General features: G+C 72.2%; 19 protein-coding genes. 5 read left to right on the top strand and 14 right to left on the bottom strand.

Translation table 11 applies throughout. From position 1 onward, the window contains the following. Positions 1–33: 33 nt before the first annotated feature. Together BIV25_RS05625 and BIV25_RS05620 are read left to right on the top strand one after the other, a co-directional pair. Positions 34–756 carry an MBL fold metallo-hydrolase gene (locus BIV25_RS05625; RefSeq protein ID WP_071371026.1) on the top strand — a complete coding sequence of 241 codons (723 nt, stop codon included), beginning with the start codon at positions 34–36 and terminating at the stop codon, positions 754–756. 34 nt (positions 757–790) lie between these two features. Next, positions 791–1606: a DUF3097 domain-containing protein gene (locus BIV25_RS05620; protein WP_071371025.1), complete on the top strand. Its 816-nt coding sequence runs from the start codon at positions 791–793 to the stop codon at positions 1604–1606. Here BIV25_RS05620 and BIV25_RS05615 read toward each other — a convergent pair. From BIV25_RS05615 to lepA, 5 genes are all read right to left on the bottom strand, one after another. Then, positions 1584–2162, bottom strand: a complete 579-nt coding sequence (locus tag BIV25_RS05615) for a Uma2 family endonuclease (protein ID WP_079176433.1) — start codon at positions 2160–2162, stop codon at positions 1584–1586. The two genes, BIV25_RS05620 and BIV25_RS05615, sit on opposite strands and share 23 nt — an antisense overlap. A 100-nt stretch (positions 2163–2262) precedes the next feature. Next, positions 2263–3495 (bottom strand): radical SAM family heme chaperone HemW, encoded by a 1233-nt coding sequence (hemW, locus tag BIV25_RS05610; RefSeq protein ID WP_071371063.1) that lies wholly within the window; start codon positions 3493–3495, stop codon positions 2263–2265. Between the two features lie 26 nt (positions 3496–3521). Next, positions 3522–5342, bottom strand: coding sequence for a SpoIIE family protein phosphatase (locus tag BIV25_RS05605; protein WP_177235165.1), 1821 nt, complete (start codon positions 5340–5342; stop codon positions 3522–3524). A 98-nt stretch (positions 5343–5440) separates the two neighbouring features. Further along, on the bottom strand, positions 5441–7315 hold the full coding sequence (locus BIV25_RS05600; RefSeq protein WP_071371022.1) for a long-chain fatty acid--CoA ligase: 1875 nt from the start codon (positions 7313–7315) through the stop codon (positions 5441–5443). Positions 7316–7597: 282 nt separating this feature from the next. Next, entirely contained in the window at positions 7598–9472 is a 1875-nt protein-coding gene (lepA, locus tag BIV25_RS05595; RefSeq protein ID WP_071371021.1) for a translation elongation factor 4, read from the bottom strand. A 226-nt stretch (positions 9473–9698) separates the two neighbouring features. Between lepA and rpsT the strand changes: the two genes are divergently transcribed. Further along, positions 9699–9965: a 30S ribosomal protein S20 gene (gene rpsT / locus BIV25_RS05590; RefSeq protein WP_071371020.1), complete on the top strand. Its 267-nt coding sequence runs from the start codon at positions 9699–9701 to the stop codon at positions 9963–9965. Between the two features lie 192 nt (positions 9966–10157). On the opposite strand, the gene holA is transcribed toward rpsT, so the two are convergent. From holA to leuS, 9 genes are all read right to left on the bottom strand, one after another. Further along, a complete protein-coding gene (holA, locus tag BIV25_RS05585; RefSeq protein ID WP_071371019.1) occupies positions 10158–11147 on the bottom strand; it encodes a DNA polymerase III subunit delta in 990 nt (329 codons plus the stop codon). A gap of 106 nt (positions 11148–11253) precedes the next feature. Continuing rightward, positions 11254–11499: a hypothetical protein gene (locus BIV25_RS05580; protein ID WP_071371018.1), complete on the bottom strand. Its 246-nt coding sequence runs from the start codon at positions 11497–11499 to the stop codon at positions 11254–11256. A 63-nt stretch (positions 11500–11562) separates the two neighbouring features. Continuing rightward, positions 11563–12444 (bottom strand): YceI family protein, encoded by an 882-nt coding sequence (locus tag BIV25_RS05575; protein WP_071371017.1) that lies wholly within the window; start codon positions 12442–12444, stop codon positions 11563–11565. Between the two features lie 126 nt (positions 12445–12570). After that, positions 12571–13413 (bottom strand): arylamine N-acetyltransferase, encoded by an 843-nt coding sequence (locus tag BIV25_RS05570; protein WP_071371016.1) that lies wholly within the window; start codon positions 13411–13413, stop codon positions 12571–12573. Between the two features lie 4 nt (positions 13414–13417). Beyond that, a complete protein-coding gene (locus BIV25_RS05565; RefSeq protein ID WP_079176431.1) occupies positions 13418–16126 on the bottom strand; it encodes a ComEC/Rec2 family competence protein in 2709 nt (902 codons plus the stop codon). Further along, a complete protein-coding gene (locus tag BIV25_RS05560; RefSeq protein WP_371272991.1) occupies positions 16123–16854 on the bottom strand; it encodes a helix-hairpin-helix domain-containing protein in 732 nt (243 codons plus the stop codon). The genes BIV25_RS05565 and BIV25_RS05560 overlap by 4 nt, the downstream gene beginning before the upstream one ends. Before the next feature lie 442 nt (positions 16855–17296). Beyond that, positions 17297–18142, bottom strand: a complete 846-nt coding sequence (locus tag BIV25_RS05555; protein ID WP_071371014.1) for a DegV family protein — start codon at positions 18140–18142, stop codon at positions 17297–17299. A gap of 71 nt (positions 18143–18213) precedes the next feature. Beyond that, positions 18214–18951 carry a hypothetical protein gene (locus BIV25_RS05550; RefSeq protein WP_071371013.1) on the bottom strand — a complete coding sequence of 246 codons (738 nt, stop codon included), beginning with the start codon at positions 18949–18951 and terminating at the stop codon, positions 18214–18216. Positions 18952–19161: 210 nt separating this feature from the next. After that, positions 19162–22044: a leucine--tRNA ligase gene (gene leuS, locus BIV25_RS05545; protein ID WP_071371012.1), complete on the bottom strand. Its 2883-nt coding sequence runs from the start codon at positions 22042–22044 to the stop codon at positions 19162–19164. Positions 22045–22474: 430 nt separating this feature from the next. Here leuS and BIV25_RS05540 point away from each other — a divergent pair, with 430 nt between their 5' ends. After that, positions 22475–23749 (top strand): cytochrome b/b6 domain-containing protein, encoded by a 1275-nt coding sequence (locus BIV25_RS05540; protein ID WP_177235163.1) that lies wholly within the window; start codon positions 22475–22477, stop codon positions 23747–23749. Then, positions 23750–25360: an NADH-quinone oxidoreductase subunit NuoF family protein gene (locus BIV25_RS05535; RefSeq protein ID WP_071371010.1), complete on the top strand. Its 1611-nt coding sequence runs from the start codon at positions 23750–23752 to the stop codon at positions 25358–25360. Positions 25361–25392 lie beyond the last annotated feature (32 nt).

The raw sequence follows: 25392 nt of genomic DNA, 5'->3' as shown, positions 1-25392 counted from the left end.
GCCCGCCACGGTTCGTACGGCTAGCGTCGCGGTATGACCGTGACTTGGGAAGAGCTGGGGTGGGAACGGCTGGCCGCCGGGGTCGGGCGGTGCCGGCTGCCGGGCTGGGACTGCACGGTGGGGCTGGTCCTCGGCGAGGGTACGGCCCTCATGGTGGACGCCGGCTCGAGTCTGGCCGAAGGCGCGCGGCTGCGGGCGCAGGCCGAGGAACTGACCGGCCGCCGTGTGACCCATCTCGCGCTCACACACCCCCATTTCGACCATGTCTTCGGGGCGCCGGTGTTCGCCGGGGCGCGGGTGTACGCGGCGGTGGGTGTGGACGCGGTGTTCACCCACGAGCGTGCGGAGCTGCGTCTGGACGCGATCAGGAACGGCCTGCCGGTGGCCGACGCCGACGAGGCGACGGACGCGCTGGTCCCGCCCGCCCATCCGGTGTCGGGCGAGTGGACCCTGGACCTGGGGGCCGGCCACCAGGTCCTGCTGGCCAACGTGGGCCCCGGGCACACGGCGAACGACCTGGCGGTCCTGGTCCCCGGCGACCGTGAGGTGGTCTTCTGCGGCGACCTGGTCGAGGAGTCCGGCGAACCCCAGGCGGGCCCGGACGCGGTCCCGTCCCGCTGGCCCGCCGCGCTCGACCGGCTGCTGGCGCTGGGCGGCGCGGACGCTCTGTACGTGCCGGGTCACGGAGCGGTGGTGGACGCCGGCTTCGTCCGCGCGCAGCGGGATCGGCTGGCGGCTCGCTTCGGCGTGTCGTAGGCGCTGGTCCGCGACTTCTCCTATCGTCACTCGAATGCGCCAGTACTCCGCCGATCTGACCCCGCCGTGGAAGAAACCCCCGCCCGTGCCGGAGGTGGCGGCGGAGCCGGGGCTGGTGGTGGAGGAGCCCGGCACCGGGTTCTGCGGGGCGGTGATCCGCTGCGAGGCGGGCACGGTGACCCTGGAGGACCGCTTCGGCAAGCACCGCGTCTTCCCGCTGGAGCCACGCGGCTTCCTGCTGGAGGGCAGGGTGGTCACCCTCGTACGGCCGTCGTCCGGTGGTCCGGCGCGGCCCGCCCGCACCGCGTCCGGCTCGGTCGCCGTGCCCGGCGCCCGCGCCCGCGTGGCCCGTGCCGGCCGCATCTACGTCGAGGGCCGGCACGACGCCGAACTGGTCGAGAAGGTCTGGGGCGACGACCTGCGCATCGAGGGCGTGGTGGTGGAGTACCTGGAGGGCGTGGACGATCTGCCGTCGATCGTCGCGGACTTCGCGCCGGGACCGGACGCGCGGTTGGGGGTGCTCGTGGACCATCTGGTGCCGGGCACGAAGGAGTGGCGGATCGCCGAGTCGGTGACGAGCGAGCACGCGCTGGTCGTCGGCCACCCGTACATCGACATCTGGGAGGCCGTGAAACCGGCCGCACTGGGGATCCCGGCCTGGCCGACAGTGCCGAAGGGGCAGGACTGGAAGACCGGGGTGTGCCGGGCGCTGGGCTGGCCGTCGGAGAACACCGGGGCGGTGTGGCAGGCGATCGTGAAGCGGGTGGACTCCTACAAGGACCTGGAGCCGGAACTGCTGGGCCGGGTGGAGGAACTGATCGACTTCGTCACGGGTAGCGGTGAGGCCTGACGTTGGGGAACGTTCCGAACTCGGTGGTGTCCAGTTCGAGTCCGAGATCCTCTACCGGCAGCGGTGCTCCGAACTTAGTGATCTGCTGACGCTGGTAGTCGGCGTCCTCCCCCCTCCCGACAGGCCTCGTCAGGAGGACGCACTGCGCCATGATCGGATCCACGATGAGATAGACGGGCACCTCGCCGGCAGCGTAGATCGACCGCTTGATTTCGTAGTCCCGCTGGACGCTGGTCTTGGAGACGACCTCGACGACCATCGTGATCAACCGGGACGGCAAGAGACGTCCCGAGGCAGGCCTGGCTTCTCGCTCAAGAACCACCAGGTCCGGTACTGGCTCACTGGCCTCGTCGAGAATGTCGACGTCCTGGGTCTGCAGGCGGGACCACCGCTTACGAGGGATCTGGTCCAGCACGTCTTCCACGATCATGTTGTGCACAAGATCAGGACTGGCCATCATCACGATTTCCCCCCGGAGAAGCTCGACCTTGACGCCCTCAGGGGGCTCAAGCTCCTCGAAGTACTTGGTCATCCCACGCTCGTCCACAGCGGTCATCTCCGTGGCCCTCCACATCCGCCGCGTCCTTTTGGCGGCAGCCTACGAACCAGGTTAGGGACCGAACCGGCGTTCCGCTCCGATTCACTCCCCCGAGCGATCAGTCCACCAAGTCCCGCACCACCGCGTCCGCCAGCAACCGCCCCCGCAGCGTCAGCACGGCCCGCCCCTCCTCGTACGGCCCCTCCTGGAGGAGCCCGTCCGCCAGCGCCCGGCGCGAAGCCGCGCGCCCCTCCTCCTTCAGCAGGGACAGCGGTACGCCCTCGCGCAGGCGCAGCTCCAGCAGGATCCGCTCGACCCGCCGGTCCTCGTCGGAGAGCAGTTCGCGCCCGGCGCCCGGTGAGCGGCCGGAGGCCAGGGCCGTCGCGTACGCCCCCGGGTGCTTGACGTTCCACCAGCGCACGCCGCCGACGTGCGAGTGCGCGCCGGGGCCCGCGCCCCACCAGTCGGCGCCGCGCCAGTACAGCTCGTTGTGCAGGCAGCGGCCGGCGTCCGAGGTGGCCCAGTTGGAGACCTCGTACCAGTCGAAGCCCGCCGCGGACAGCAGTTCCTCGGCGATCAGGTAGCGGTCGGCGTGGACGTCGTCGTCGGTCATCGGGACCTCGCCCCGGCGGATCCGGCGGGCCAGCTGCGTGCCCTCCTCCACGATGAGCGCGTACGCGCTGACGTGGTCCGGGCCCGCGCCCAGCGCCGCCCGGAGCGACGCCCGCCAGTCGTCGTCGCTCTCGCCCGGCGTGCCGTAGATCAGGTCGAGGTTGACGTGCTCGAAGCCCGCCGCCCGTGCCTCCGCCACGCAGGCCTCGGGGCGGCCGGGGGTGTGCGTCCGGTCCAGGATCTTCAGCACGTGCTGCTTCGCGCTCTGCATGCCGAAGGAGATCCGGTTGAAGCCGCCCTCCCGGAGGCTCGCGAGGTACGCGGGGTCGACCGACTCCGGGTTCGCCTCTGTCGTCACCTCCGCGTCCGGCGCCAGACCGAACTCGTCGCGGATCGCGCCCAGCATCCGGACGAGATCGTCGGCGGCCAGCAGCGTCGGCGTACCGCCCCCGACGAAGACCGTGCGGACCTCGCGCGGGTCGTCGCCGAGGACCTTGCGGGCGAGGCGGATCTCGTCGGTCAGCGTCTGGGCGTAGTTGTCGCGGGAGGCCAGCACCCCGCCCGTGCCGCGCAGCTCGGTCGCGGTGTAGGTGTTGAAGTCGCAGTAGCCGCAACGGGTCGCGCAGTACGGCACGTGCAGGTAGAAGCCGAGCGGACGGTCTGCGGCCCCGGCGAGCGCGGACGCGGGCAGCGCGCCGTCGGCGGGGACGGGCTCGCCGTCGGGGAGTGCGGAAGGCATGTCCCCATTGTCCAGCACCGCGGGCGTCACTCCGCCTGGAGGACGAGCAGCGCCAGGTCGTCCTCGGGCTGGCCGCCGCCGAAGTCGTGCACCAGGCCGCGGATCGTCTCCGCGATCAGCTCGGCGTTCAGGCCCGCGCAGCCGGACAGGGCGCGGGCGAGTCCGTCGCCGTCGTCGAACTGACGGGAGCCGGAGCGCCGCTCGGTGACCCCGTCGGTGACGCACAGCAGGCTGTCGCCGGGGCACAGGTCGAGGGTCTCGCTGGTGTAGGTCTCGTCCTCGATCACGCCGAGCAGGGTCTGCGGGCGGGCCGCCGTACGCACCGTGCCGTCGGGGCACAGGACGAGCGGCAGCGGGTGGCCGGCGGAGGCGAGCGTGCAGCGGACCCCGCCCGCGTGCGGCGTCAGCTCGCCGTAGAGGAGGGAGAGGAATCGTGTCTGCGGGCCGTCCCCGGGGGCCACGGGGCGGCCGCCCGCCGCGACCAGGGCGCGGGCGGCGGCGTCGGCGGCCTCGGTGGCGTCGTCCAGGAGGAGCTGGTTGAGGCGGTCGAGGACGTCGGCGACCCGGTAGCCCTCGCGGGCGAGCAGGCGCAGCCAGGGCCGGGCGAGGCCGATCACGACGGCCGCCTCGGGGCCCTTGCCCTGGACGTCGCCGATGGCGAAGCACCAGCGGCCGTCGCCCGCCGGGAACAGGTCGTAGAAGTCGCCGCTGGGGCCGCCCTTGTCGCACGGCTCGTACACGAGCGCGCTGCTCATCCCGGGGATCTGGGCGACCGCGCCGGGCAGCAGACCGCGCTGGAGGACGGCGCTGATGGTGGCCTGGCGGGCGTACTGGCGGGCCGCGCCGATGGCGAGCGCCACCCGGCGGCCCAGGTCCTCCACGAGCCCGGTGACCTCGTCGGGGAAGGCGGCGGGGCCGCACCGGCCGATGACCAGCGTGCCGAGCGGCCGGCCGCCCGCGATCAGCCGGTACGCCAGCGCCGTGCCCTCGGCGCCGCGCGGGCCGAGCGCGTCGCCGGGCCAGGGGTACGGCTCGGGGCCCGAGCGCAGTCCCTCGCGCGGGGCGGGCGGCTCCTTCTCCAGGGTGCGGTGCAGCTCCTCGACGTGGCTCTCGCAGGTGTGCCAGACCCGGGCGGGCCCACCGCCGTCGCCGCCGCGCGCGCTCGCCTCGTCCTCCAGCCACACCGCGCACCAGTCGGCGAGCCGGGGCACGATGAGCTGGCCGGTGAGCGCGGTGACCAGGGACTCGTCCAGCTGCCCGGCGAGCAGGTCGGAGGCCTCGGCGAGGAAGGACAGCGCGCCCCGGCCGAGCCACTCGCCCTCGCCGTCGGCCCGCAGCGGCTGCGGGGCCAGCTCCTCGGCGACCGCCAGGGCGGCACCCGGGGCCGGTCCCTCCGGCTCGCCGACGCCGCCCGGGGGCAGCCGCGCCCAGACGGTCTTGGCGCCGACGCGGTAGGTGACGCCCCAGGACTCGGCGAGCGTGGCGACCAGCCGCAGCCCGCGTCCGTACTCGGCGGCGTCGTAGGGCGCCTCGCCGCCGAGGGGGTCGCGCGGGGCGCGCGAAGGGTGCCGGTCGCACACTTCCACGGTGAACGCGCCGGTCTCCTCCAGCCGCCACTCGACCTCGACGTCCGTACCCGCGTGGACGACGGCGTTGGTCACCAGCTCGCTGACGACGGCCATGGCGTCGTCGGCGAGCCGGGGCGCCACGCCCGGCTCGTCGGCGAGCGCGGCCCGCACCAGCGACCGCGCCGCCCCGGGCGCCAGCGCACTCCCGGGCAGCGCCGCCCGCCCCCGCGCCTTCCTGGCCCGTGGCTCGCTCTCCCGCTGCGTGGGTATGGCCGCCATGTCCATGCGGCCAGGGTGACAGACAGGGGGCGATCAGAAGCGCTCAGTTATCGAAGTGGCCAGAAGATAGCGACTTTTGAACGACGGTGACTATCGCGCTACTTCTCCCTCGTCCCGGCGTACATCTCGTCGATGAGGTGCCTGTACTCCCGCTCCACGACGGGCCGCTTCAGCTTCAGGCTCGGCGTGATCTCGCCGTGCTCCACGTCGAGATCCCTCGGCAGCAGCCGGAACTTCTTGATCGTCTGCCACTTCTGGAGCCCCGCGTTGAGCTCGCGCACGTACCCGTCGACCATCTCGACCGTCTGCGGCGCGGCGACGATGTCGGCGTACGACCGTCCCTCCAGGCCGTTCTCCTTCGCCCAGTCCAGGATCGCGATCTCGTCGAGGGCGATGAGGGCGGTGCAGTAGTTCCGGTCGGCGCCGTGCACCAGGATGTTGGAGACGTACGGGCACACGCCCTTGAACTGGCCCTCGACCTCGGCCGGGGCGACGTACTTGCCGCCGGAGGTCTTGATGAGGTCCTTCTTGCGGTCGGTGATGCGCAGGTAGCCGTCGGGGGACAGCTCGCCGATGTCGCCGGTGTGGAACCAGCCGTCGGACTCCAGCACCTCGGAGGTCTTGTCGGGCAGCCTGTGGTAGCCCTGCATGATGCCGGGGCCGCGCAGCAGGATCTCGCCGTCCTCGGCGATGCGGACCTCCGTGCCGGGCAGCGGCTTGCCGACCGTGCCGGTGCGGTAGGCCTCGCCGGGGTTGACGAAGGAGGCCGCGGAGGACTCGGTGAGGCCGTAGCCCTCCAGGATGTGGATGCCGGCGCCGGCGAAGAAGTAGCCGATCTCGGGCGCGAGCGCGGAGGCACCGGAGACACAGGCGCGCAGCCGGCCGCCGAAGGCCTCGCGGAGCTTGGCGTAGACGAGGGTGTCGGCGACCTTGTGCTTTGCGGCGAGAGCGAAGGGCGCCGAGTGGGTGCCGGTGCGGCGGAAGTTGTCCTGGGTGACCTTGGCGTACTCGCGGGAGACCTCGGCGGCCCACTGGAAGATCTTGTACTTGGCCGGGCCGCCCTCGCGGGCCTTGGCGGCGACGCCGTTGTAGACCTTCTCGAAGATGCGCGGCACGGCCGCCATGTACGTCGGCTGCACCACCGGAAGGTTCTCGATGATCTTGTCGACGCGGCCGTCCACGGCGGTGACGTGCCCGACCTCGATCTGTCCGGAGGTGAGCACCTTGCCGAAGACGTGCGCGAGCGGCAGCCACAGGTACTGCACGTCGTCGATGGTGACCAGGCCGGTCGCGGCGATCGCCTTCGCCATGTACGACCAGTTGTCGTGCGGCAGGCGCACGCCCTTGGGGCGGCCGGTGGTGCCGGAGGTGTAGATGAGCGTGGCCAGCTGGTCCTTGGTGATCGCGCCGACCCGCTCCTTGATCAGCTCGGGGTGCTTCTCCAGGTGGGCGGCGCCGCGCAGCTCCAGCTCGGCGAGGGTGGTCACCCAGTCGTCCGTCTCGACGCCGGCCGGGTCGATGACGACGACCTTGGTCAGCTCGGGCAGCTCGGCGCGCTTCTCGACGGCCTTGGCGACCTGCGCCGCGTCCTCGGCGATGAGCACCCGGCTCTCGGAGTCGGAGAGGATGAAGGCCGACTCGTCGGCGTTGGTCTGCGGGTAGATCGTGGTCGTCGCACCGCCCGCGCACAGGATGCCGAGGTCGGAGAGGATCCACTCGACGCGGGTCGAGGCCGCGAGCGCCACCCGCTGCTCGGGCTGGAGGCCCAGCTCGATGAGCCCGGCCGCGATCGCGTACACCCGCTCGGCCGCCTGCGCCCAGCTCAGCGACTTCCAGTCGTCGGGGCCCTGGCCCGAGGACGGCGGCACCGGATAGCGGTAGGCCTCGGCGTCCGGTGTGGCGGCGACGCGCTCCAGGAAGAGGGACGCCACGGACGGCGGTCGGTTCTCGATCAGGGTCTGTGTGTCGCTCACGACATCCTCCGGGGCCCGCGACGGTGCGGCTGGCTCAGTGCGGCTGGGGTGACTCACGGGTGGGGTCCGTGCGGTGGCCGCACGGTTGTTTAACTCGTGAGTAACTATCGAGCAGGGATCAGAGTAAGCCGCGACCGGCCGCTGCGTAAGGGGCATCGGGTTGTCTGTTTCCCCGCATGTTCCACGCAGAGCGACGTTACGCACGCGTAGGGGCCCGCCGCACTTTCGTACGGCGAGCCCCTTCATGCCCGGTTTGCGGACGCAATCCGCCGTTACCCGTGGTTACTTCTTGCCCTTGGCCGACCCCGCACCGTCATCGCTGGACAGGACGGCGATGAAGGCCTCCTGCGGAACCTCCACGGAACCCACCATCTTCATCCGCTTCTTGCCTTCCTTCTGCTTCTCCAGCAGCTTCCGCTTACGGGAGATGTCACCGCCGTAGCACTTGGCGAGGACGTCCTTGCGGATGGCGCGGATGGTCTCGCGGGCGATCACCCGGGAGCCGATGGCGGCCTGGATGGGCACCTCGAAGGCCTGCCGGGGGATCAGCTCGCGCAGCTTGGCCACCAGTCGCACGCCGTACGCGTACGCCGCGTCCTTGTGGGTGATCGCGGAGAAGGCGTCCACCTTGTCGCCGTGCAGCAGGATGTCGACCTTGACCAGACTGGACGTCTGCTCGCCGGTGGGCTCGTAGTCGAGGGAGGCGTAGCCGCGCGTCTTGGACTTCAACTGGTCGAAGAAGTCGAAGACGATCTCCGCGAGCGGCAGGGTGTAGCGGATCTCGACGCGGTCCTCGGAGAGGTAGTCCATGCCGAGCAGGGTGCCGCGCCGGGTCTGGCACAGCTCCATGATCGCGCCGATGAACTCGGTGGGCGCCAGGATGGTGGCGCGCACGACCGGCTCGTACACCTCGTTGATCTTGCCTTCGGGGAACTCACTCGGGTTGGTGACGGTGTGCTCGCTGCCGTCCTCCATGACCACGCGGTAGACCACGTTGGGGGCGGTGGCGATCAGGTCCAGGCCGAACTCGCGCTCCAGCCGCTCCCGGATCACGTCCAGGTGCAGCAGGCCGAGGAAGCCGACGCGGAAGCCGAAGCCGAGGGCCGCGGAGGTCTCCGGCTCGTAGACCAGCGCGGCGTCGTTGAGCTGGAGCTTGTCCAGGGCCTCGCGCAGCTCGGGGTAGTCGGAGCCGTCCAGCGGATACAGACCGGAGAAGACCATCGGCTTCGGGTCCTTGTAGCCGCCGAGGGCTTCCGTCGCCCCCTTCTGCTGGCTGGTGACGGTGTCACCGACCTTGGACTGGCGGACGTCCTTCACACCGGTGATGAGGTAGCCCACCTCGCCGACGCCCAGGCCGTCGGCCGGCAGCATCTCGGGCGAGCTGACGCCGATCTCCAGCAGCTCGTGGGTGGCGCCGGTGGACATCATCCTGATCCGCTCACGCTTGTTGAGCTGACCGTCGATGACACGCACGTACGTCACGACACCGCGGTAGGAGTCGTAGACCGAGTCGAAGATCATCGCGCGGGCGGGGGCGTCGGCGACGCCGACCGGGGCCGGGATCTCCTTGACGACCTTGTCCAGCAGCGCGTCCACGCCGAGGCCGGTCTTGGCGGAGACCTTCAGCACGTCGGACGGGTCGCAGCCGACCAGGTTCGCCAGCTCCTCGGCGAACTTCTCCGGCTGGGCGGCCGGCAGGTCGATCTTGTTCAGCACGGGGATGATCGTGAGGTCGTTCTCCATCGCCAGGTAGAGGTTGGCGAGGGTCTGCGCCTCGATGCCCTGGGCGGCGTCGACGAGGAGGACGGTCCCCTCGCAGGCGGCCAGCGACCGCGAGACCTCGTAGGTGAAGTCGACGTGCCCCGGGGTGTCGATCATGTTGAGGATGTGGGTCGTGCCCTGATCGGGGCCCTCGGTGGGGGCCCAGGGCAGACGCACCGCCTGGGACTTGATCGTGATGCCGCGCTCGCGCTCGATGTCCATCCGGTCGAGGTACTGAGCACGCATCTGCCGCTGCTCGACCACACCGGTCAGCTGGAGCATCCGGTCGGCGAGCGTGGACTTGCCGTGGTCGATGTGCGCGATGATGCAGAAATTGCGGATCAGCGCCGGGGCGGTACGGCTCGGCTCGGGCACATGCTTAGGGGTCGCGGGCACGCAGGGTCCTGTCTCTTGAGGCGCCTTATGCCTCGGGTCGGATCGATACGTAGTCTCCATGGTCCCACGGAGAGCGACCGGGGACCGTTTTGGGCTGCCGGCAGAGCCGCTGGTACTGTAGATGGCTGTGCCTCATGCCCTCTCAGCGCGAGGCACGTCCGAGAAATTTTGGATCACCGGTACGGGACCCGAGCGGCCCCGCACCAGAACCTGAAAAGGCTCCTTCGTGGCGAACATCAAGTCCCAGATCAAGCGGATCAAGACCAACGAGAAGGCGCGGCTGCGCAACAAGGCCGTCAAGTCCTCCCTGAAGACCGCGATCCGCAAGGCCCGTGAGGCCGTTCTCGCGGGTGACGTCGAGAAGGCCACCGTGGCGGCGCGCGAGGCTTCGCGCAAGCTCGACAAGGCCGTCTCCAAGGGCGTCATCCACAAGAACCAGGCCGCCAACAAGAAGTCGGCGCTCGCTTCCAAGGTCGCGGGCCTCAAGGGCTGAGCTTTCCCCCTGGTCTGACCGCCGGAGGGATCCAGAGCGGGCCCTCTCTCATCCGCTCCCGTCCGGCGCCCACGGATTCGCACGCGGCCTGCGTTCGCCACGCGGGTGCGAATCCAGCAGCTTCAGTCGCAGACCCCGGTATCTCTCCCTTCCCCAGGGCGGATGCCGGGGTTTTCGGTGTCCGGGTGCGGCCTAACCGCGCCCGCGCGACCGAGCGGCCCGAGCGATGGTCACGACCGCCTTCTCCAGCGCGTACTCCGGATCGTCGCCCCCGCCCTTCACCCCGGCGTCCGCCTCGGCGACAGCACGGAGCGCCACCGCGACACCGTCCGGCGTCCACCCGCGCATCTGCTGCCGCACCCGGTCGATCTTCCACGGCGGCATGCCCAGCTCACGGGCCAGGTCGGCCGGCCGCCCGCCCCGCGCGGACGACAGCTTCCCGATGGCCCGCACACCCTGGGCGAGCGCGCTGGTGATCATCACCGGCGCCACCCCCGTGGCCAGCGACCAGCGCAGCGCCTCCAGCGCCTCCGCCGTACGCCCCTCCACGGCCCGGTCGGCGACCGTGAAGCTGGAGGCCTCGGCCCGGCCGGTGTAGTACCGCCCGACGACCGCCTCGTCGATCGTCCCCTCCACATCGGCGACCAACTGCGACACCGCCGAGGCCAGCTCGCGCAGGTCGCTGCCGATGGCGTCGCAGAGCGTCTGGCACGCCTCGGGCGTCGCCGAGCGCCCCGCAGCGCGGAACTCCTGCCGTACGAAGGCCAGCCGGTCCGCCGGCTTGGTCATCTTGGGGCAGGCCACCTCCCGCGCCCCCGCCTTGCGCGCGGCGTCCAGCAGGCCCTTGCCCTTGGCCCCGCCTGCGTGCAGCAGCACGAGGGTGATCTCCTCGGCGGGCGAACCGAGATACACCTTGACGTCCTTGACCGTGTCGGCCGAAAGGTCCTGTGCGTTGCGTACGACCACGACTTTGCGCTCGGCGAAGAGCGAGGGACTGGTCAGCTCGGCGAGCGTGCCGGGCTGCAACTGGTCCGGGGTGAGGTCGCGTACGTCCGTGTCGGCGTCGGCGGCCCTGGCGGCGGCCACCACCTCCTGCACGGCACGGTCGAGCAGGAGGTCCTCCTGGCCCACGGCAAGCGTCACCGGGGCGAGAGGGTCGTCATTCGCAGTCTTCCTGGCCATCGCCTACAGCATCCCACGCGGCACTGACAACGAGTCCGCCCGCGCACCCTGAGCGGTCCCTGAACCGACCCGGAGCCCGCCTCGGGGAGCCAGGCTCGTGAGTGAATCAGGGTTCTTCGCGCCAGCCGTCCCACTCCCCGGCGAACGCGTCCAGTTCGGCGGGGTCCAGCCGGCCGCCCTCGTCGCGCAGGACCAGCAGCCACTGCGCGTCCTCGGCGTCGTCCTCGCCGGCCAGCGCATCCCGGACCAGTTGGGGCTCCTCGGCCAGGCCGAACCGCTCCCGGAGCGCCTCGGCCGCCTCCTCGGCGGCATCCCGGTCGGGCAGTACCAGCACATGTCTCACATCGCTCACGTGCCCATTCTCCGGCAACCGGCGAGCCACGAACCGCCAGACCGGCCCTTGACCACGCCCCGGTCAGCCCTTGGCCACAAGCTGTACGTCGAGGTCGACCCGGACGCTGGATCCGACCACCGCGATGCCCCGCGCCAGCATGGACTGCCAGTTGACCGTGAAGTCGTCCCGGTGCAGCTCGGTGGTGGCCCGGCAGGCGGCCCGCACCTCGCCCTCCATGCCGTTGCCGAGGCCGAGGTACTCGGTGTCGAGCGTGACCGTGCGTGTCACCCCGTGCAGCGACAGCGCGCCGGTGACCGCCCACCGGCTGCCGCCCTTGTGCACGAACCGTTCGCTGTAGAACTCCAGGGTCGGGAACCGCTGTACGTCGAGGAAGTCCGCCGACCGCAGATGGTCGTCCCGCATCCGCACCCCCGTGTCGATGGAGGCGGCGTCGATCACGACGTGCATCGCCGACCGCTCCACCCGCTCGCCGATCCGCACCGCCCCGGCGAAGGAGGTGAACTGCCCGTGGATCCGGGCCAGTGCGATGTGCCGCGCGGTGAAGCCGATCGAGGAGTGCATGGGCTCGATCTCCCAGTCGCCCGGCGCGGGCGGCTCCGGCGGATGGGACACCTGGAGGGTCACGTCGCCCAGCGAGGCGAGGGAGTTCTCGCCGACCAGCGCGGTGGCCCGGTAGGGGGTGTAGCCCTCGGCCGACAGCGCCAGCCGGTACTCCCCCGCCGGCACCGTCGCCATGAACGTCCCGTAGGGGTCCGTGCCGCCGCACACGACCTTGCGGCCCATGGTGTCGCTGACCGTGAACTCGGCGCCCGTGACCGGCTCGTGGACCGGATCGACCACCCGGCAGCTGAGCACCCCGGCACCCGGCGGTGTCCGCACCGCCACCAGGGGACTCGTCCGTTCCTTCTGGTCCGTCCGGTTACCCAGCCAGCGGCCGAACATCTACGACACCCCTGTACGCCTCGACATCACCTGCTGTCGAAGACCCATTCGATCACTGATGCGGCTTTCGGGGCAACACGGGACCACATAACGGGACTCCGGCGCATGCGCCGGAACTGATCCCGATTAGGGGTTCAGGTTCCGGTTTCGCACAGCCGGCACACAGCTCAGCTCGATCCCGAACCACTCCCGGTACGCTGCCAGCACCTCCTCGTCCGTCCCCAACTCCCTTGTCTCGCGCGTACCGTCCACGTCCGTCGTGGTCAGCGTCCGCCCGCCGAGCGTGATCCGCCCTCCGTCGTCGGCGACCCGTGAGCAGACCAGCGATCCGGTGAAGTGCGACAGCGGCGAGGTGCTGTGCCACCAGGCACCGGCCCTGAAGTCCGCGAGCACCCGGGGCCGCGTCTCCAGCCGGTACTGCCGCACCCCGTCCCGTACGACGTCCAGGTCCGGCTCCCCGGACCCCGCCGGGCCGTCGCCGCGCACCCCTGCCGCGTCCGGTGCCGACTGCGCGATGCGGAACACCCCGGCCAGGTCGGCCTGCTCCCCGCGCTCGGCGAACCGCAGCGGGTAGTGGCTGTTCGCCCCGAACCCGACGTCGGCGAGCCGGCTGTCCCCCTCCGCCGTCCGCACCCGCAGCGCCAGATGGTCGTACGGGACACCGAGCCGCCCCTCGTCCCCGTACACCCGCGCCGCGAGCAGCTCGACCTCGTAGCCGAGGGCGGTGAGCAGCGCGCCGAAGGCGCCGTTCAGTTCGTAGCAGAAGCCGCCCCGGTGCGCCCCGACCACCTTGTCCAGCAGCCGTTCCTCCTCCAGCACGATCTCCTCGCCGAGGTGGATGGACAGATTCTCGAAGGGGACGGTCCGCAGATGACGCAGATGCAGCTCACGCAGCGCCTCAACGGTGGGCCGGCGCGGGCGCCCGGCCCCGATCCGGCGGAGATAGGCGTCGACCTGGTGTGAGTTCATGCGCTCAGTCTCTCGCCACCCGCACCTCACCACCCGGCCCTCCCGTCCCGCCGACCGCGAGGGCGCCGTCCCGGTCGGTGCGCAGCACCAGCGCGCCGCCCGCCCGCAGCGCGGCCAGGGTCGCCGGTGCCGGGTGGCCGTACGGATTGCCGGCCCCGGCGGAGATCAGGGCGACCCGGGGCGCCGCGAGCCGGATCAGGTCCGGGTCCTGGTAGGCCGAGCCGTGATGGGCCACCTTGAGCACGTCCACGCGGGCCAGCTCCGCAGCCCGTGGGGACCGCAACAGCGCCTGCTGGGCCGGGGGTTCGAGGTCGCCGAGCAGCAGCAGCCGCAGTCCGCCCGAGCGGACCAGCATCGCCACGCTGGCGTCGTTCGGCCCGTCCGGCACCGGCTCCGGGCCCGCGAGCGTGCCCGGCCGTCCGGGTCCCCCCGCGTCCGGCGGCGTGCCGCCACTCGGCGGGGGCCACAGCACCCGCCAGGCGAGCGGACCGGTGCTCCGCTCCTCCCCGGCCACGGCCCGCGTGAGCGGGATGTGCCGCCGTGCCGCCTCCTTTCTGACGAACTCGGCCTGGTCGGCGGGTTCTTCCAGGCCGGTCGTCTCGATCGCGGCCACCGCGCGGCCCCGCAGCACGCCGGTCAGTCCGGCGACGTGGTCCGCGTGGAAGTGGGTCAGGACGAGCAACGGGATGCGTGTGATGCCCAGCTGTCTCAGACAGCGGTCCACCGGCACCGGATCCGGTCCGGCGTCCACGACCACCCCGGCGCCGTCCCCCGCCGCCAGCACCGTCGCGTCCCCCTGTCCGACATCGCACATGGCGAACCGCCAGCCGGGCGGCGGCCAGCCCGTGAGCACCCGGGTCAGCGGTGCCGGCCGGACCACCGCCAGCAGGAGCAGCAGCGCGAGCAGCCCGCACCACCACGGGTGCCGTGACAACCGCCGCGCGGCCAGGACGACCGCCACGGTCACGGCCGCGAGTGCCAGTGCCCCCGGCCAGCTCCCCGGCCAGTCCACGCCCGCGCCGGGCAGCGCCGCCCCGGTCCGGGCGACCCCGGCGATCCATCCCGCGGGCCAACTCGCGCACCACGCCAGCGCCGTGGCCACCGGCATCACCACGGGTGCCGTCACCAGGGCCGCGAACCCCAGCACGGTCGCCGGTGCCACCGCCGCCTCGGCCAGCAGATTGCACGGCACCGCCACCAGGCTCACCCGGGCCGACAGCACCGCCACGACCGGCGCGCACACCGCCTGCGCGGCGGCGGCCGCCGCCAGCGCCTCGGCGAGCCTCGCCGGCACCCCGCGCCGGTGCAGCGCCTCGCCCCAGCCCGGTGCCAGCACGAGCAGCGCGCCGGTGGCCAGCACGGAGAGCAGGAAGCCGTAGCTCCGGGCCAGCCACGGGTCGTAGAGCACCAGCAGCAGGACGGCCGTGGCCAGTGCCGGAACGAGGGATCTACGGCGTCCGGTGGCCAGCGCGACCAGCGCGAGCGTGCCGCAGGCGGCGGCGCGCAGCACACTGGGGTCGGGCCTGCACACGATCACGAAGCCCAGGGTGAGCGCCCCGGCGGCGAGCGCGGTCGCCCGCAGCGAGAGCCCCAGGCGCGGGGCCAGGCCACGGCGTTCGGCCCGCTGGGCCAGCCCCGGCGGCCCGATGAGCAGCGCGAGCAGCACGGTGAGGTTGCTGCCCGACACGGCGAGCGTGTGCGCCAGGTCGGTCTCCTTGAACGCCTCGTCCAGCTCCGGGGAGATCCGCGTGGTGTCCCCGACGACCAGTCCGGGCAGCAGTGCCCGCGCGTCCTCCGGCAGGCCGTCCGTCGCCTCCCGCAGCCCGGCTCTGAGCCGGCCCGCCAGCCGCTGCGGCCCGCTGGGCCCCGCGACGATCCGCGGCCCCGGCCGCCCGCGCACCCGCAGCACGGCCGCGGTCCGGTCGCCGTCCGTCAGCGGGGGCGCCAGCCGTCCGCCCAGCCGAAGCCGTGTGGACGGCAGCAACCCGAGCCAGGCGGCCCGCGCCTGCTGCGCCCGCCGGGCGGCGACCGCCGGTGGCGCCCCGGAAACCCCGCTCCCCGCCCCGCTCCCCTCTGCCGGACCCTTCGCCGCACCACTCCTGCTTCGGGCACTCCCCTCCGGTGCCGGGACGTCGGCATCGACGACCAGCAGCACCGGGCTCCGGGTCCGCACCCGGGTCCCGTCACTCCGCTCGACACTGCGCACCTCCGCGCGCGCAAGCACCGCCAGGGGTGCCGAGTGATCGCCGCGCACCTTCGGCCGGCTGAGCCAGGGGTCGCCGCTCACCTCGATCTCGGCGGTCACGGTCGCGAACCGCCGGGCCAGCTCGGGCACCGGCCCGCGCCGCGCCTCGGCCCCGTGCAACCCGGCGGAGACGGCGGCCACGGCCATACAGAGGAGCACAGCGGCGACCGAGGCGCGGGCCCACGCGAACCGCCTCGGCAGCAGCACACCGGCGGCCCCGCGGAACCACAGCAGCACGGCCCCGCCCACCAGGCAGACCCCTGCCGACGCGGCGGTCCAGCTTGCCGGTGTGTCCAGTGTCATGGCCGCCGTGGCCCAAGCCGCGAGTGCGGGCGGTACGAGGCGCAGATCCAGGAGCCCCGCCCGGTCCTCGCGCGAGGTCCCCCGTGCCTCGCGCGGCGCCTCCCGCCCTTCTGGTCCACGGCCCACGGCGGTCCCGGGCGGTCCGGTGCCGGTCGTACCGCTCATGGCCGCACCAGCTCGCGCAGGTCGCTGAAGCGGCGGTCGCCGATGCCGTTGACCTCGCGCAGTTCGTCCACTGAGCGGAAACCGCCGTGCTGGGTGCGGTAGTCGACGATGTGCCGGGCCAGCACCGGGCCGACGCCGGGCAGGGCGTCGAGCTGGTCCGCGGTGGCCGTGTTGAGGGAGACCGGGGCCGCGGGGGCCGCGCCCGCCGCCGTGGAGGTCGCTCCGCCCGCCGGACCGGGTGGCGCCGCCGCCCCGGCGGGCCCGCCGACGACGACCTGTTCGCCGTCGACCAGGAAGCGGGCCCGGTTGAGCCCCTCGACGCTCACGCCCGGACGGACCCCGCCGGCCGCCCGCAGCGCGTCGGCCACCCGGGAGCCGGCCGGCAGCCGCCGGATCCCCGGCTCCCGCACCTTGCCGCTGACGTCCACGACGATCTCCCCGGCCGGCGCCCCCGAGGGACCCGCACCCACCCCCGCACTCGCCCCGCCACCCCCACCGGCCTGCGCGCCCTGCCCCTGCCCCGTCTTGCCGTACGGCGCCTCCGCACGCACCGCCTGAGGGGCTTTCAGGGTCTCGGGCCGCCCGGCCCAGAAGTGCAGGACGGCGAACACGGCGGCGGCCGCGAGCAGCACGGTGAGCGCGACGACACCCCGCCGCTCCACCCCGCACCGCGTCTGCAACCACACCGGCATCCGCTCCCGCACCGCCAGTCCCACCCGCTCCCGCACACCGGGACCGGCTGGGCCGGCTGGCGGCAGCGGCTTCAACGGGCGTGTGGAATCGGCTGGTTCAGGGTCGAGCGTCGCAGCGGCCGGCGTCCGCTCTTGCCCCTGCTCCTGCCCCTCGCCTTGCGGCGGCCCGTTGCCCAACTCCAGTCGCCGCACCGCTCGTTCGCCGAAGAGGAGTTCCGCTCGGCGGCGCAGTTCGTCCCCCGGCGCCGGCGGGCGGCGGCCGGTTCGACGGTGATACCGGACCCGCCCGTCCGACGCGGGCCCGCGGCCGGGTCCACTGCTCGCAGCGGTGATGCGTGTGCGTGATCGAAGTGCCATGCGACGAGGATGGAACATCCCCTCGATTCGCGATGATCTTGGTCAATTCCCGGGTATTACCGCCCGGTTGTGGAAAACGCGGCCACCCGCACGAGTGAGACGGGAGACCCGCGCACCCGGGTCAGCGGGGCGAGACCACCGCTCCCAGCAGCCCCGGCCCGGTGTGCGCCCCGATCACCGCTCCCACCTCGCTGACATGCAGGTCGGCCAGGCCCGGCACCCGTGCCCGGAGCCGGTCGGCGAGGGCGGCGGCGCGCTCCGGGGCGGCGAGGTGATGGACGGCGATGTCGACGTCGGCGTCTCCTGCCCGCTCGGCGGTCAGCTCTTCCAGGCGCGCGATGGCCCTGGACGCCGTACGGACCTTCTCCAGCAGCTCGATACGCCCACTGTCCAGCTGGAGCAGGGGTTTGACGGCGAGCGCGGAGCCGAGGAGGGCCTGGGCGGCTCCGATGCGGCCGCCGCGGCGCAGATAGTCGAGGGTGTCGACGTAGAAGTAGGCGGACGTGCCCGCGGCGCGTTTCTCCGCGGCCGTGACGGCCTCGTCCACCGTGCCGCCGGCCTCCGCGGTCTCGGCCGCGGAGAGCGCACAGAAGCCGAGGGCCATGGCGACCATGCCGGTGTCCACCACCCGCACCGGCACCGGCGCTTCCCGCGCCGCGAGAACCGCCGCGTCGTAGGTACCGGACAGTTCGGCGGACAGGTGCAGCGAGACGATGCCGTCGGCGCCGGACTGCGCCACCCTGCGGTAGGTCTCCGCGAAGACTTCGGGGCTCGGCCGGGACGTCGTGACCGGGCGGCGCTTCTGCAGCGCCTGGGCGAGCGAGCGGGTCGAGATCTCCGTGCCCTCTTCGAGCGCCTCGTCGCCGAGGACCACGGTCAGAGGTACCGCGGTGATGCCGTGACGCTCCATCGTCCGGGGCGGCAGGTAGGCCGTTGAATCGGTGACGATCGCGACATGGCGGGACATGAGCTGGAGGTTACCTGCCGTAGCGCGCACGCGGCAGCCCGGCCCCCGTCGACGGGAACGCGGCGCTCCGCTCAGGCCGTGCTCTCCGGGCGCGGCTTCTTCTGCCAAGGGTAGGCGGGGCGGGGTGCCGGCGGGGTGATCTCCTGCGGAGCCGGCGGGTCCGCGGCGGGACGGGAGCCCGGGGCCCAGGACTGGGTGTGCTGCGCCGCCGGGTCCCCGGCGTCGGAGGCGTCAGGCCACGGCGGGGGCGGCTGGGCCGGCCCGGCCGGCGTCCAGTGGCGCAGGGCGTCCGCTTCGAGGTCGATCTGGTCGCTGAGGGCACCGAGATCGTCGTCGGAGAAGCGGTGGGCGCGGTCGCGCACGGCCCAGCGCAGGGAGTCCGCGGACTTGGTGATGCGCTCGGTACGGCCGCGGAGCTCGGCCAGCCGCTCTTTGACCTCGGCCCGGTCGGGCTCGGTCTCCAGGCGCCTGAGGTCGGCGTCGAGCTGATGTCCATGGGCGCTGAGCCGCTCGAAGAGGGCGAGGGACTCCCTCAGGGACTCGTCCTCGGCGGAGCCCGTGCGCAGCGCGTCCCGGGTGGCACGCATCGACGTGCGCAGCGCCAGCCTCAGCTGCGCGATCTCGGCGGTGGGGCCGACCTGGACGAAGGACTTCGCGCGCAGGGTGTGGTCCTCGACCGTGCGCCGGGCCTGCTCGATGGTGCGGTCCACGCCGCGCTTGGCGGCGCCGATCGCCTTCACCGTGGCGTACACACCCAGGCCGACGAACAGCAGGAAGAGTAGGGCGAAGACGGCGATCACTGCTTCCACGACGCTCCTCCTCCGGCCGGCGCGGCACTCGCCGCCGCGCTCTCCACGGTAAACGCCGCGGGCGGGCCCGGAGTTCCGGAAGAACCCCGAACCTGCCCCGAGTCTGCCCGTAGGGGTCGGCCCTCAGACCTCAGCCGCAGGCCGCCGGCCGTCACCGCCCCGCAGCCGTCAGACGTCAGCCGTCAGCCGTCAGCCGTCAGCCGTCAGCCGTCAGCCCGTGACGATGTTCACCAGCTTCGGTGCGCGCACGATCACCTTGCGGACGGTCGCGCCGTCCAGTGCCCGGACGACGGCCTCGTCGGCCAGCGCGACCTTCTCCAGCTCGTCCTCGGAGATCGCCGGTGCCACCTCCAGGCGGGCCTTGACCTTGCCCTTGATCTGCACGACGCAGGTCACGGTCTCGTCGACGACGTACTGCGGGTCCGCGACCGGGAAGTCCCGGTGGACGACCGAGTCGGTGTGGCCCAGCTTGCGCCACAGCTCCTCGGCGACGTGCGGGGCCAGCGGGGCCACCATCAGCACCAGCGACTCGGCGACCGGACGCGACACGGCGCCGCCGACCTTGGTCAGGTGGTTGTTCAGCTCGGTGACCTTGGCGATGGCGGTGTTGAAGCGCAGGCCCTCCAGGTCCTGGCCGACGCCGTCGATGGCCTTGTGCAGGGCACGCAGCGTGTCCTCGTCGGGGGCCGTGTCGACCACCGTGATCTCGCCGGTGTTCTCGTCGACGATGTTGCGCCACAGCCGCTGCAGCAGCCGGAACTGGCCGACCACCGCGCGCGTGTCCCACGGGCGGGAGACGTCCAGCGGGCCCATCGCCATCTCGTACAGGCGCAGGGTGTCGGCACCGTACTCGGCGGCGATCTCGTCCGGAGTCACCGCGTTCTTCAGGGACTTGCCCATCTTGCCCAGCAGGCGGGAGACCTTCTCGCCCTCGTGGTAGTAGGCGCCGTCGCGCTCCTCCACCTCGGCGGCGGGCACCGCGATGCCGCGGCTGTCGCGGTAGACGTAGGCCTGGATCATGCCCTGGTTGAACAGCTTGTGGAACGGCTCCGCGGAGGAGACGTGGCCCAGGTCGTACAGGACCTTGGACCAGAAACGCGCGTACAGCAGGTGCAGCACGGCGTGCTCGGCGCCGCCGACGTACAGGTCGACACCGCCGTGCGGCTGGCCCGCGCGGGGGCCCATCCAGTACTGCTCGATCCCGGGGTCGACCAGCTTCTGGTCGTTGTGCGGGTCCAGGTAGCGGAACTCGTACCAGCAGGAGCCGGCCCAGTTGGGCATGGTGTTGGTCTCGCGGCGGTACTTCTTCGGCCCGTCGCCCAGGTCCAGGGTGACGTTGACCCATTCCTCGTTGCGCGACAGCGGCGTCTCGGGCTGGGTGTCGGCGTCGTCCGGGTCGAAGGTGCGCGGGCTGTAGTCCTCGACCTCGGGCAGCTCCAGCGGCAGCATCGACTCGGGCAGCGCGTGGGCGGTGCCGTCCTCGTCGTAGACGATCGGGAAGGGCTCGCCCCAGTAGCGCTGGCGGCTGAACAGCCAGTCGCGCAGGCGGAAGTTGACGGTTCCCTCGCCGATGCCCCGCTCCGCCATCCACGCGGTGATGCGGGCCTTGGCCTCGGCGACGCCCAGGCCGTCCAGGGAGATGTCGTCGTTCGAGGAGTTGATGATCTTCGCGTCGTACGACCCGAAGGCGTTCTCCCAGGTCGCGGTGTCGGTGCCGCGGCCGTCGGTGGGCTCCACGATGCAGTGGATCGGCAGCTCGAAGGCGCGCGCGAACTCGAAGTCGCGCTGGTCGCCCGCGGGGACGGCCATGATCGCGCCGGTGCCGTAGCCCATCAGGACGTAGTCGGCGACGAAGACCGGGACCTGCTCGCCGTTGACGGGGTTGGTCGCGTACGCGCCGATGAAGACGCCGGTCTTGTCCTTGGCCTCGGCCTGGCGCTCGACGTCGGACTTCGAGGCGGCCTGCGCGCGGTAGGCGGCGACGGCCTCGGCCGGGGTGGCGTGGCCGCCGGTCCACACCGCGTGCGTGCCCTCGGGCCAGGCGGCCGGGGTGAACTTCTCGACCAGGGGGTGCTCGGGCGCCAGCACCATGTAGGTCGCGCCGAACAGGGTGTCGGGGCGGGTGGTGAAGACGGTGATCTTCTCGCCGTCGATCGGGAAGTCGACGCGGGCGCCCTCGCTGCGGCCGATCCAGTTGCGCTGCTGCAGCTTGATGGCCTCGGGCCAGTCCAGCTCCTCCAGGTCCTCCAGCAGCCGGTCGGCGTAGGCGGTGATGCGCATGTTCCACTGGCGCAGCTTGGCCTTGAAGACCGGGTAGTTGCCGCGCTCGGAGCGGCCGTCGGCGGTGACCTCTTCGTTGGCCAGCACGGTGCCCAGGCCCGGGCACCAGTTCACGGGCGCGTCGGAGGCGTAGGCCAGGCGGTACTCGCCCAGGACGTCGGCGCGCTCGCCGGCGCTCAGCTCGCTCCACGCGCGCGTGGAGCCCGGGATCGCACGCTCACCGGACTCGAACTGCGCGATCAGCTCGGCGATCGGGCGGGCCTTCCTCGCCTCCTCGTCGTACCAGGAGTTGAAGATCTGCAGGAAGATCCACTGGGTCCACTTGTAGTAGTCCGGGTCGATCGTGGCGAACGAGCGGCGCTTGTCGTGGCCCAGGCCCAGCCGGCGCAGCTGGGACTTCATGTTCTCGATGTTGGCCTCGGTGGAGACACGCGGGTGCGTGCCGGTCTGCACGGCGTACTGCTCGGCGGGCAGGCCGAAGGCGTCGAAGCCCAGGGTGTGCAGGACGTTGTGGCCGGTCATGCGCTGGAACCGGGCGTAGACGTCGGTGGCGATGTAGCCCAGCGGGTGGCCGACGTGCAGACCCGCACCGGAGGGGTACGGGAACATGTCCATGATGAACTTCTTGGGCCGGGCGACGATCTCGGGGTCGCCCCCCAGGTCGCCCTTGGGGTTCGGGGCCGCGTAGGTGCCGTCGGCGTCCCAGAAGTCCTGCCAGCGTGCCTCGATGTCGGCCGCCATGGCGGCCGTGTAGCGGTGCGGCGCGACCTCCGCCGACGGGGCGGCGGCGGCAGCGGGGTTCGTCTCGCTCATGATCCTCAAAGCTCCATCGATCGTCTCTGCCTGCGGCTGTTCAAAGAAACGAAAAATCCCCTCACACAGGAGGGGACGCCGCGCCGATGCCGACCTCACGGGTTCGACCGGGGTCGGTGCTGATCAGCGCGGCCCGCTAAGCAGAAGGCGTACGGCACGCATGGCGTTAGGGTACCGCAGGCCCCGAGCGGGCCGCGACGGCCTTGAGCAAGCGGGGACGCGCGTCCGTATCCCTGGTGGACATGCCAGGAGCCCGCCGTAACTGAACCAAGGTCAAGAAATACATCGCGTACTGTCCCCCCAGGGACGCCGTCCAGTCATATTGCCCGTTGATAACAACGCAATAACTGAAACCCCGTACCGATCGGTATGGCGCCGCTTAGAGTTCGGCAGCGGGACCGCTTTCCCGAAACTGCTCGGAGTTGCCCCCATGAACCCTCGTCGTAGTACCAGCTCACTCCCCAAACCGGGCCGCTCGGCCTATGGGGTGGCGACCGCTGTCGCCCTGCTGCTGATACCCGTGATCGTGCTGGTCGGAGGCGGCCCGCTCCGCGACTTCCTGAACTTCGGCGCGGGCGTGCTGTCGCTGGTCTCGCTCAGCTGCTCGGTGATCTGGGGCCTGTTCGCCCAGGACCGGATCTTCCTGAACATCCGGCAGCGGATCGTCGGCCAGGCGGTCCATCGCACGCTGGGGATCGCCTCGATCGCGTTCCTTCTGCTGCACGTCGTCACGAAGATCGCGCTCGGTCACACCCAGGTGATCGGCGCGATCATTCCGTTCTCGCTCGGCGTCACCGGAATCGGCGGCCTGATCGGCCTCGGCTCGACGGCGGGCCTTTTGATGATCTTCGTGGGCGTCACCGGCGCCCTCCGCAGCAATTTCGCCGCCCCCGCCCCGGTGGCCGCCCGCTGGCGCGCGATGCACATGCTGGCCTACCCGGCCTGGTGCGCGGCGCTGATCCACGGCCTGTACGCGGGCCGCGCGGCCAAGCCGTTCTTCGTGATCTCCTACGGCCTGTCGCTGCTCGGCGTGATGGCCGCCCTGGCCCTGCGCTCCGCTCCGCGCCCGGTCAAGCGCAGGGTCGCCGACCGGCTGGTGGCGCTGTTCGGCAGCTCGGAGCGGCCGGGGCTCGACGAGCTCGAAGCGAGCCGCTCCCGGGTCGCCGAGGCGGGCCTCGCGGGCTTCGGAAGCGCCCGCGAGCCCGAGGCGACGGCGGCCCCCTCGGCACCGCTGTACCAGACCCCCGCGGCGCCCTCCGGGCAGCCGGCGCCGGGCTTCGCGGCCGCGTACCGCGCGGTGTCCCCGCGCGGTGGCGCCCAGCAGCCGTTCGCGGCCGGCCAGACCGCGCGCATGGACCTGCCCCCGGACCTCCGGGCCACGGAGGCCATCCCGCGCGTGGACGGCCCCTCCAGCACCTCGGGCAGCTGGCCGATCCCCTCCCCGCCGCCGGTCGGCGAGGCCCCGCCGTCCGTGTACGACCCGCTCCAGGACACCGGTTTCAACATCCCGGTCTACGACAATCCGGGCACGTCCGGATACGGCGGAAGTGAGATGTACGACACCGGTGAGACAAACGGCCGGTATGGCACGTACAACGCCAGTGACACGTACGACAACGGTCCGTCGACCGGACCGCTGCCAGGTTCGTCCTTCGACGCACCGGGTTCGGGCGAATCCTGGAACACCCCGTCCGGAGGCTTTTAAGTGAACGAGGCCCTGCCCGACGTCCCCGAGGTCCGCGTCGTCGGCCTTCCGCAGCTCACGTCGGGCTTCGACCTTGTGGAACGACTCGACCTGCCCATGCATCTGAAGGTGCACGGGCCGCTCGATCCCCTGGGCGGCGAACAGCTCGCGCAGCTCGCCGAGAACATCAACCTCAAGGGCCGCGGCGGCGCCGGCTTCCCCTTCCACAGGAAGCTGCGCTCGGTCGCCGAGTCGGCGATCAAGCGCGGGGTGCGCCCGGTCGTCGTGGTCAACGGCAGCGAGGACGAGCCGGCCTGCCGCAAGGACACGGTGCTGATCAACCGTGCCCCGCACCTGATCCTCGACGGCGCGCTGCTGTGCGCGGAGGCGCTCGGCGCGCGCACGCTCGTGATCGGCGTCACGCGCGAGTCGACCCAGCGCTCCATGGAGGCCGCGCTCGCCGAACGCGGCCTGAGCAACAGCCGCAGATCGGCGCTGCGCGCGTGGGTGCAGCGCAACCCCGTGCGCATGGTCACCGGCGCCGCCGCGTCGCTGATCCGCTCGGTCGACGGCGGCCCGGCGATCCCGCCCGGCCGCAAGATCAGCGCCTCGCAGAGCGGTGTCGGCGGGGCGCCCACACTGCTGTCGAACGCCGAGACGTTCGCGCAGCTGGCCATCGCCGCCCGCATCGGCCCGGAGCGCTACGGCAACACCGGCCTGTACGACGAGCCGGGCACGGTCATGCTCACCGTGTCCGGCGCGGTGGCCCGCCCGATGGTCCTGGAGGTCCCCACGGGCGTGCCGCTGCGCTACGTGCTCCAGCTGGCGGGCGCCCCGCCGGTGCCGCAGGGCGTGCTGACCGGCGGCTACCACGGCAAGTGGATCGACGCCGCGACCGTCAACGAGGCGATCGTCTCGCGCAACTCCCTGGACGCGGTGGGCGGTTCGCTGGGCGCGGGCGCGATCCTGCCGATCAGCCAGGACACCTGCCCGCTGGGCGAGTCGCTGCGGGTGGCGCAGTGGCTGGCCGAGGAGAGCGCCGGCCAGTGCGGCCCCTGCTACCTCGGACTGCCCGCGGCCGCGCGCGGGATGGAGGACATCCTGAACGGCGGCGGACCGGCCGCCCTGGAGGCGCTCAAGCAGGTCGCGAAGAACGTCAAGCGCCGCGGGGCGTGTTCGCACCCGGACGGCTCCGCGATGTTCCTGGAGTCGACCATCAAGGCGTTCACCGACGACCTGGCCGCCCATGTCCTCGGCAACGGCTGCGGACGGCCCGTGGAGGGCGTTCTGCCGCTCTTCGAGGGGGGCAGGGCCCCTACGGGCATCCCGGGCGGCGGAGAGCCCGAGGAGACCGGCGCCAGCCGTCAGAAGATCTACGTCGACTGGACGCTGTGCCGGGGCCACGGGCTGTGCGCCGACATCCTGCCCGAGGTGTTCGAGCTGGGCGCCGACGGGTTCCCGACCGTCGCCCAGGCGCAGGTGCCGCGCTACGCCGAGGCCAAGGCGCTGCGCGCGGTGCGCCGCTGCCCGGCGCTCGCCCTGCGCCTGGAGGAGGACACGCGCGGACAGACGCCGTCGCGCAACCTGCCCGTCCTCTCACAGGGCCGCGGCCGACGGGCCCTGGGCCGCTGAGCGGAGCGGCCAACACGTCGAAGGCGGACCAT

Origin of the sequence: Streptomyces sp. MUSC 14, assembly GCF_001866675.1 — a bacterium.
Classification (GTDB): Bacteria; Actinomycetota; Actinomycetes; order Streptomycetales; family Streptomycetaceae; genus Streptomyces.
The sequence above is the reverse complement of the archived record's forward strand: the minus strand, read 5'-3'. Positions and strand labels throughout refer to the sequence as shown.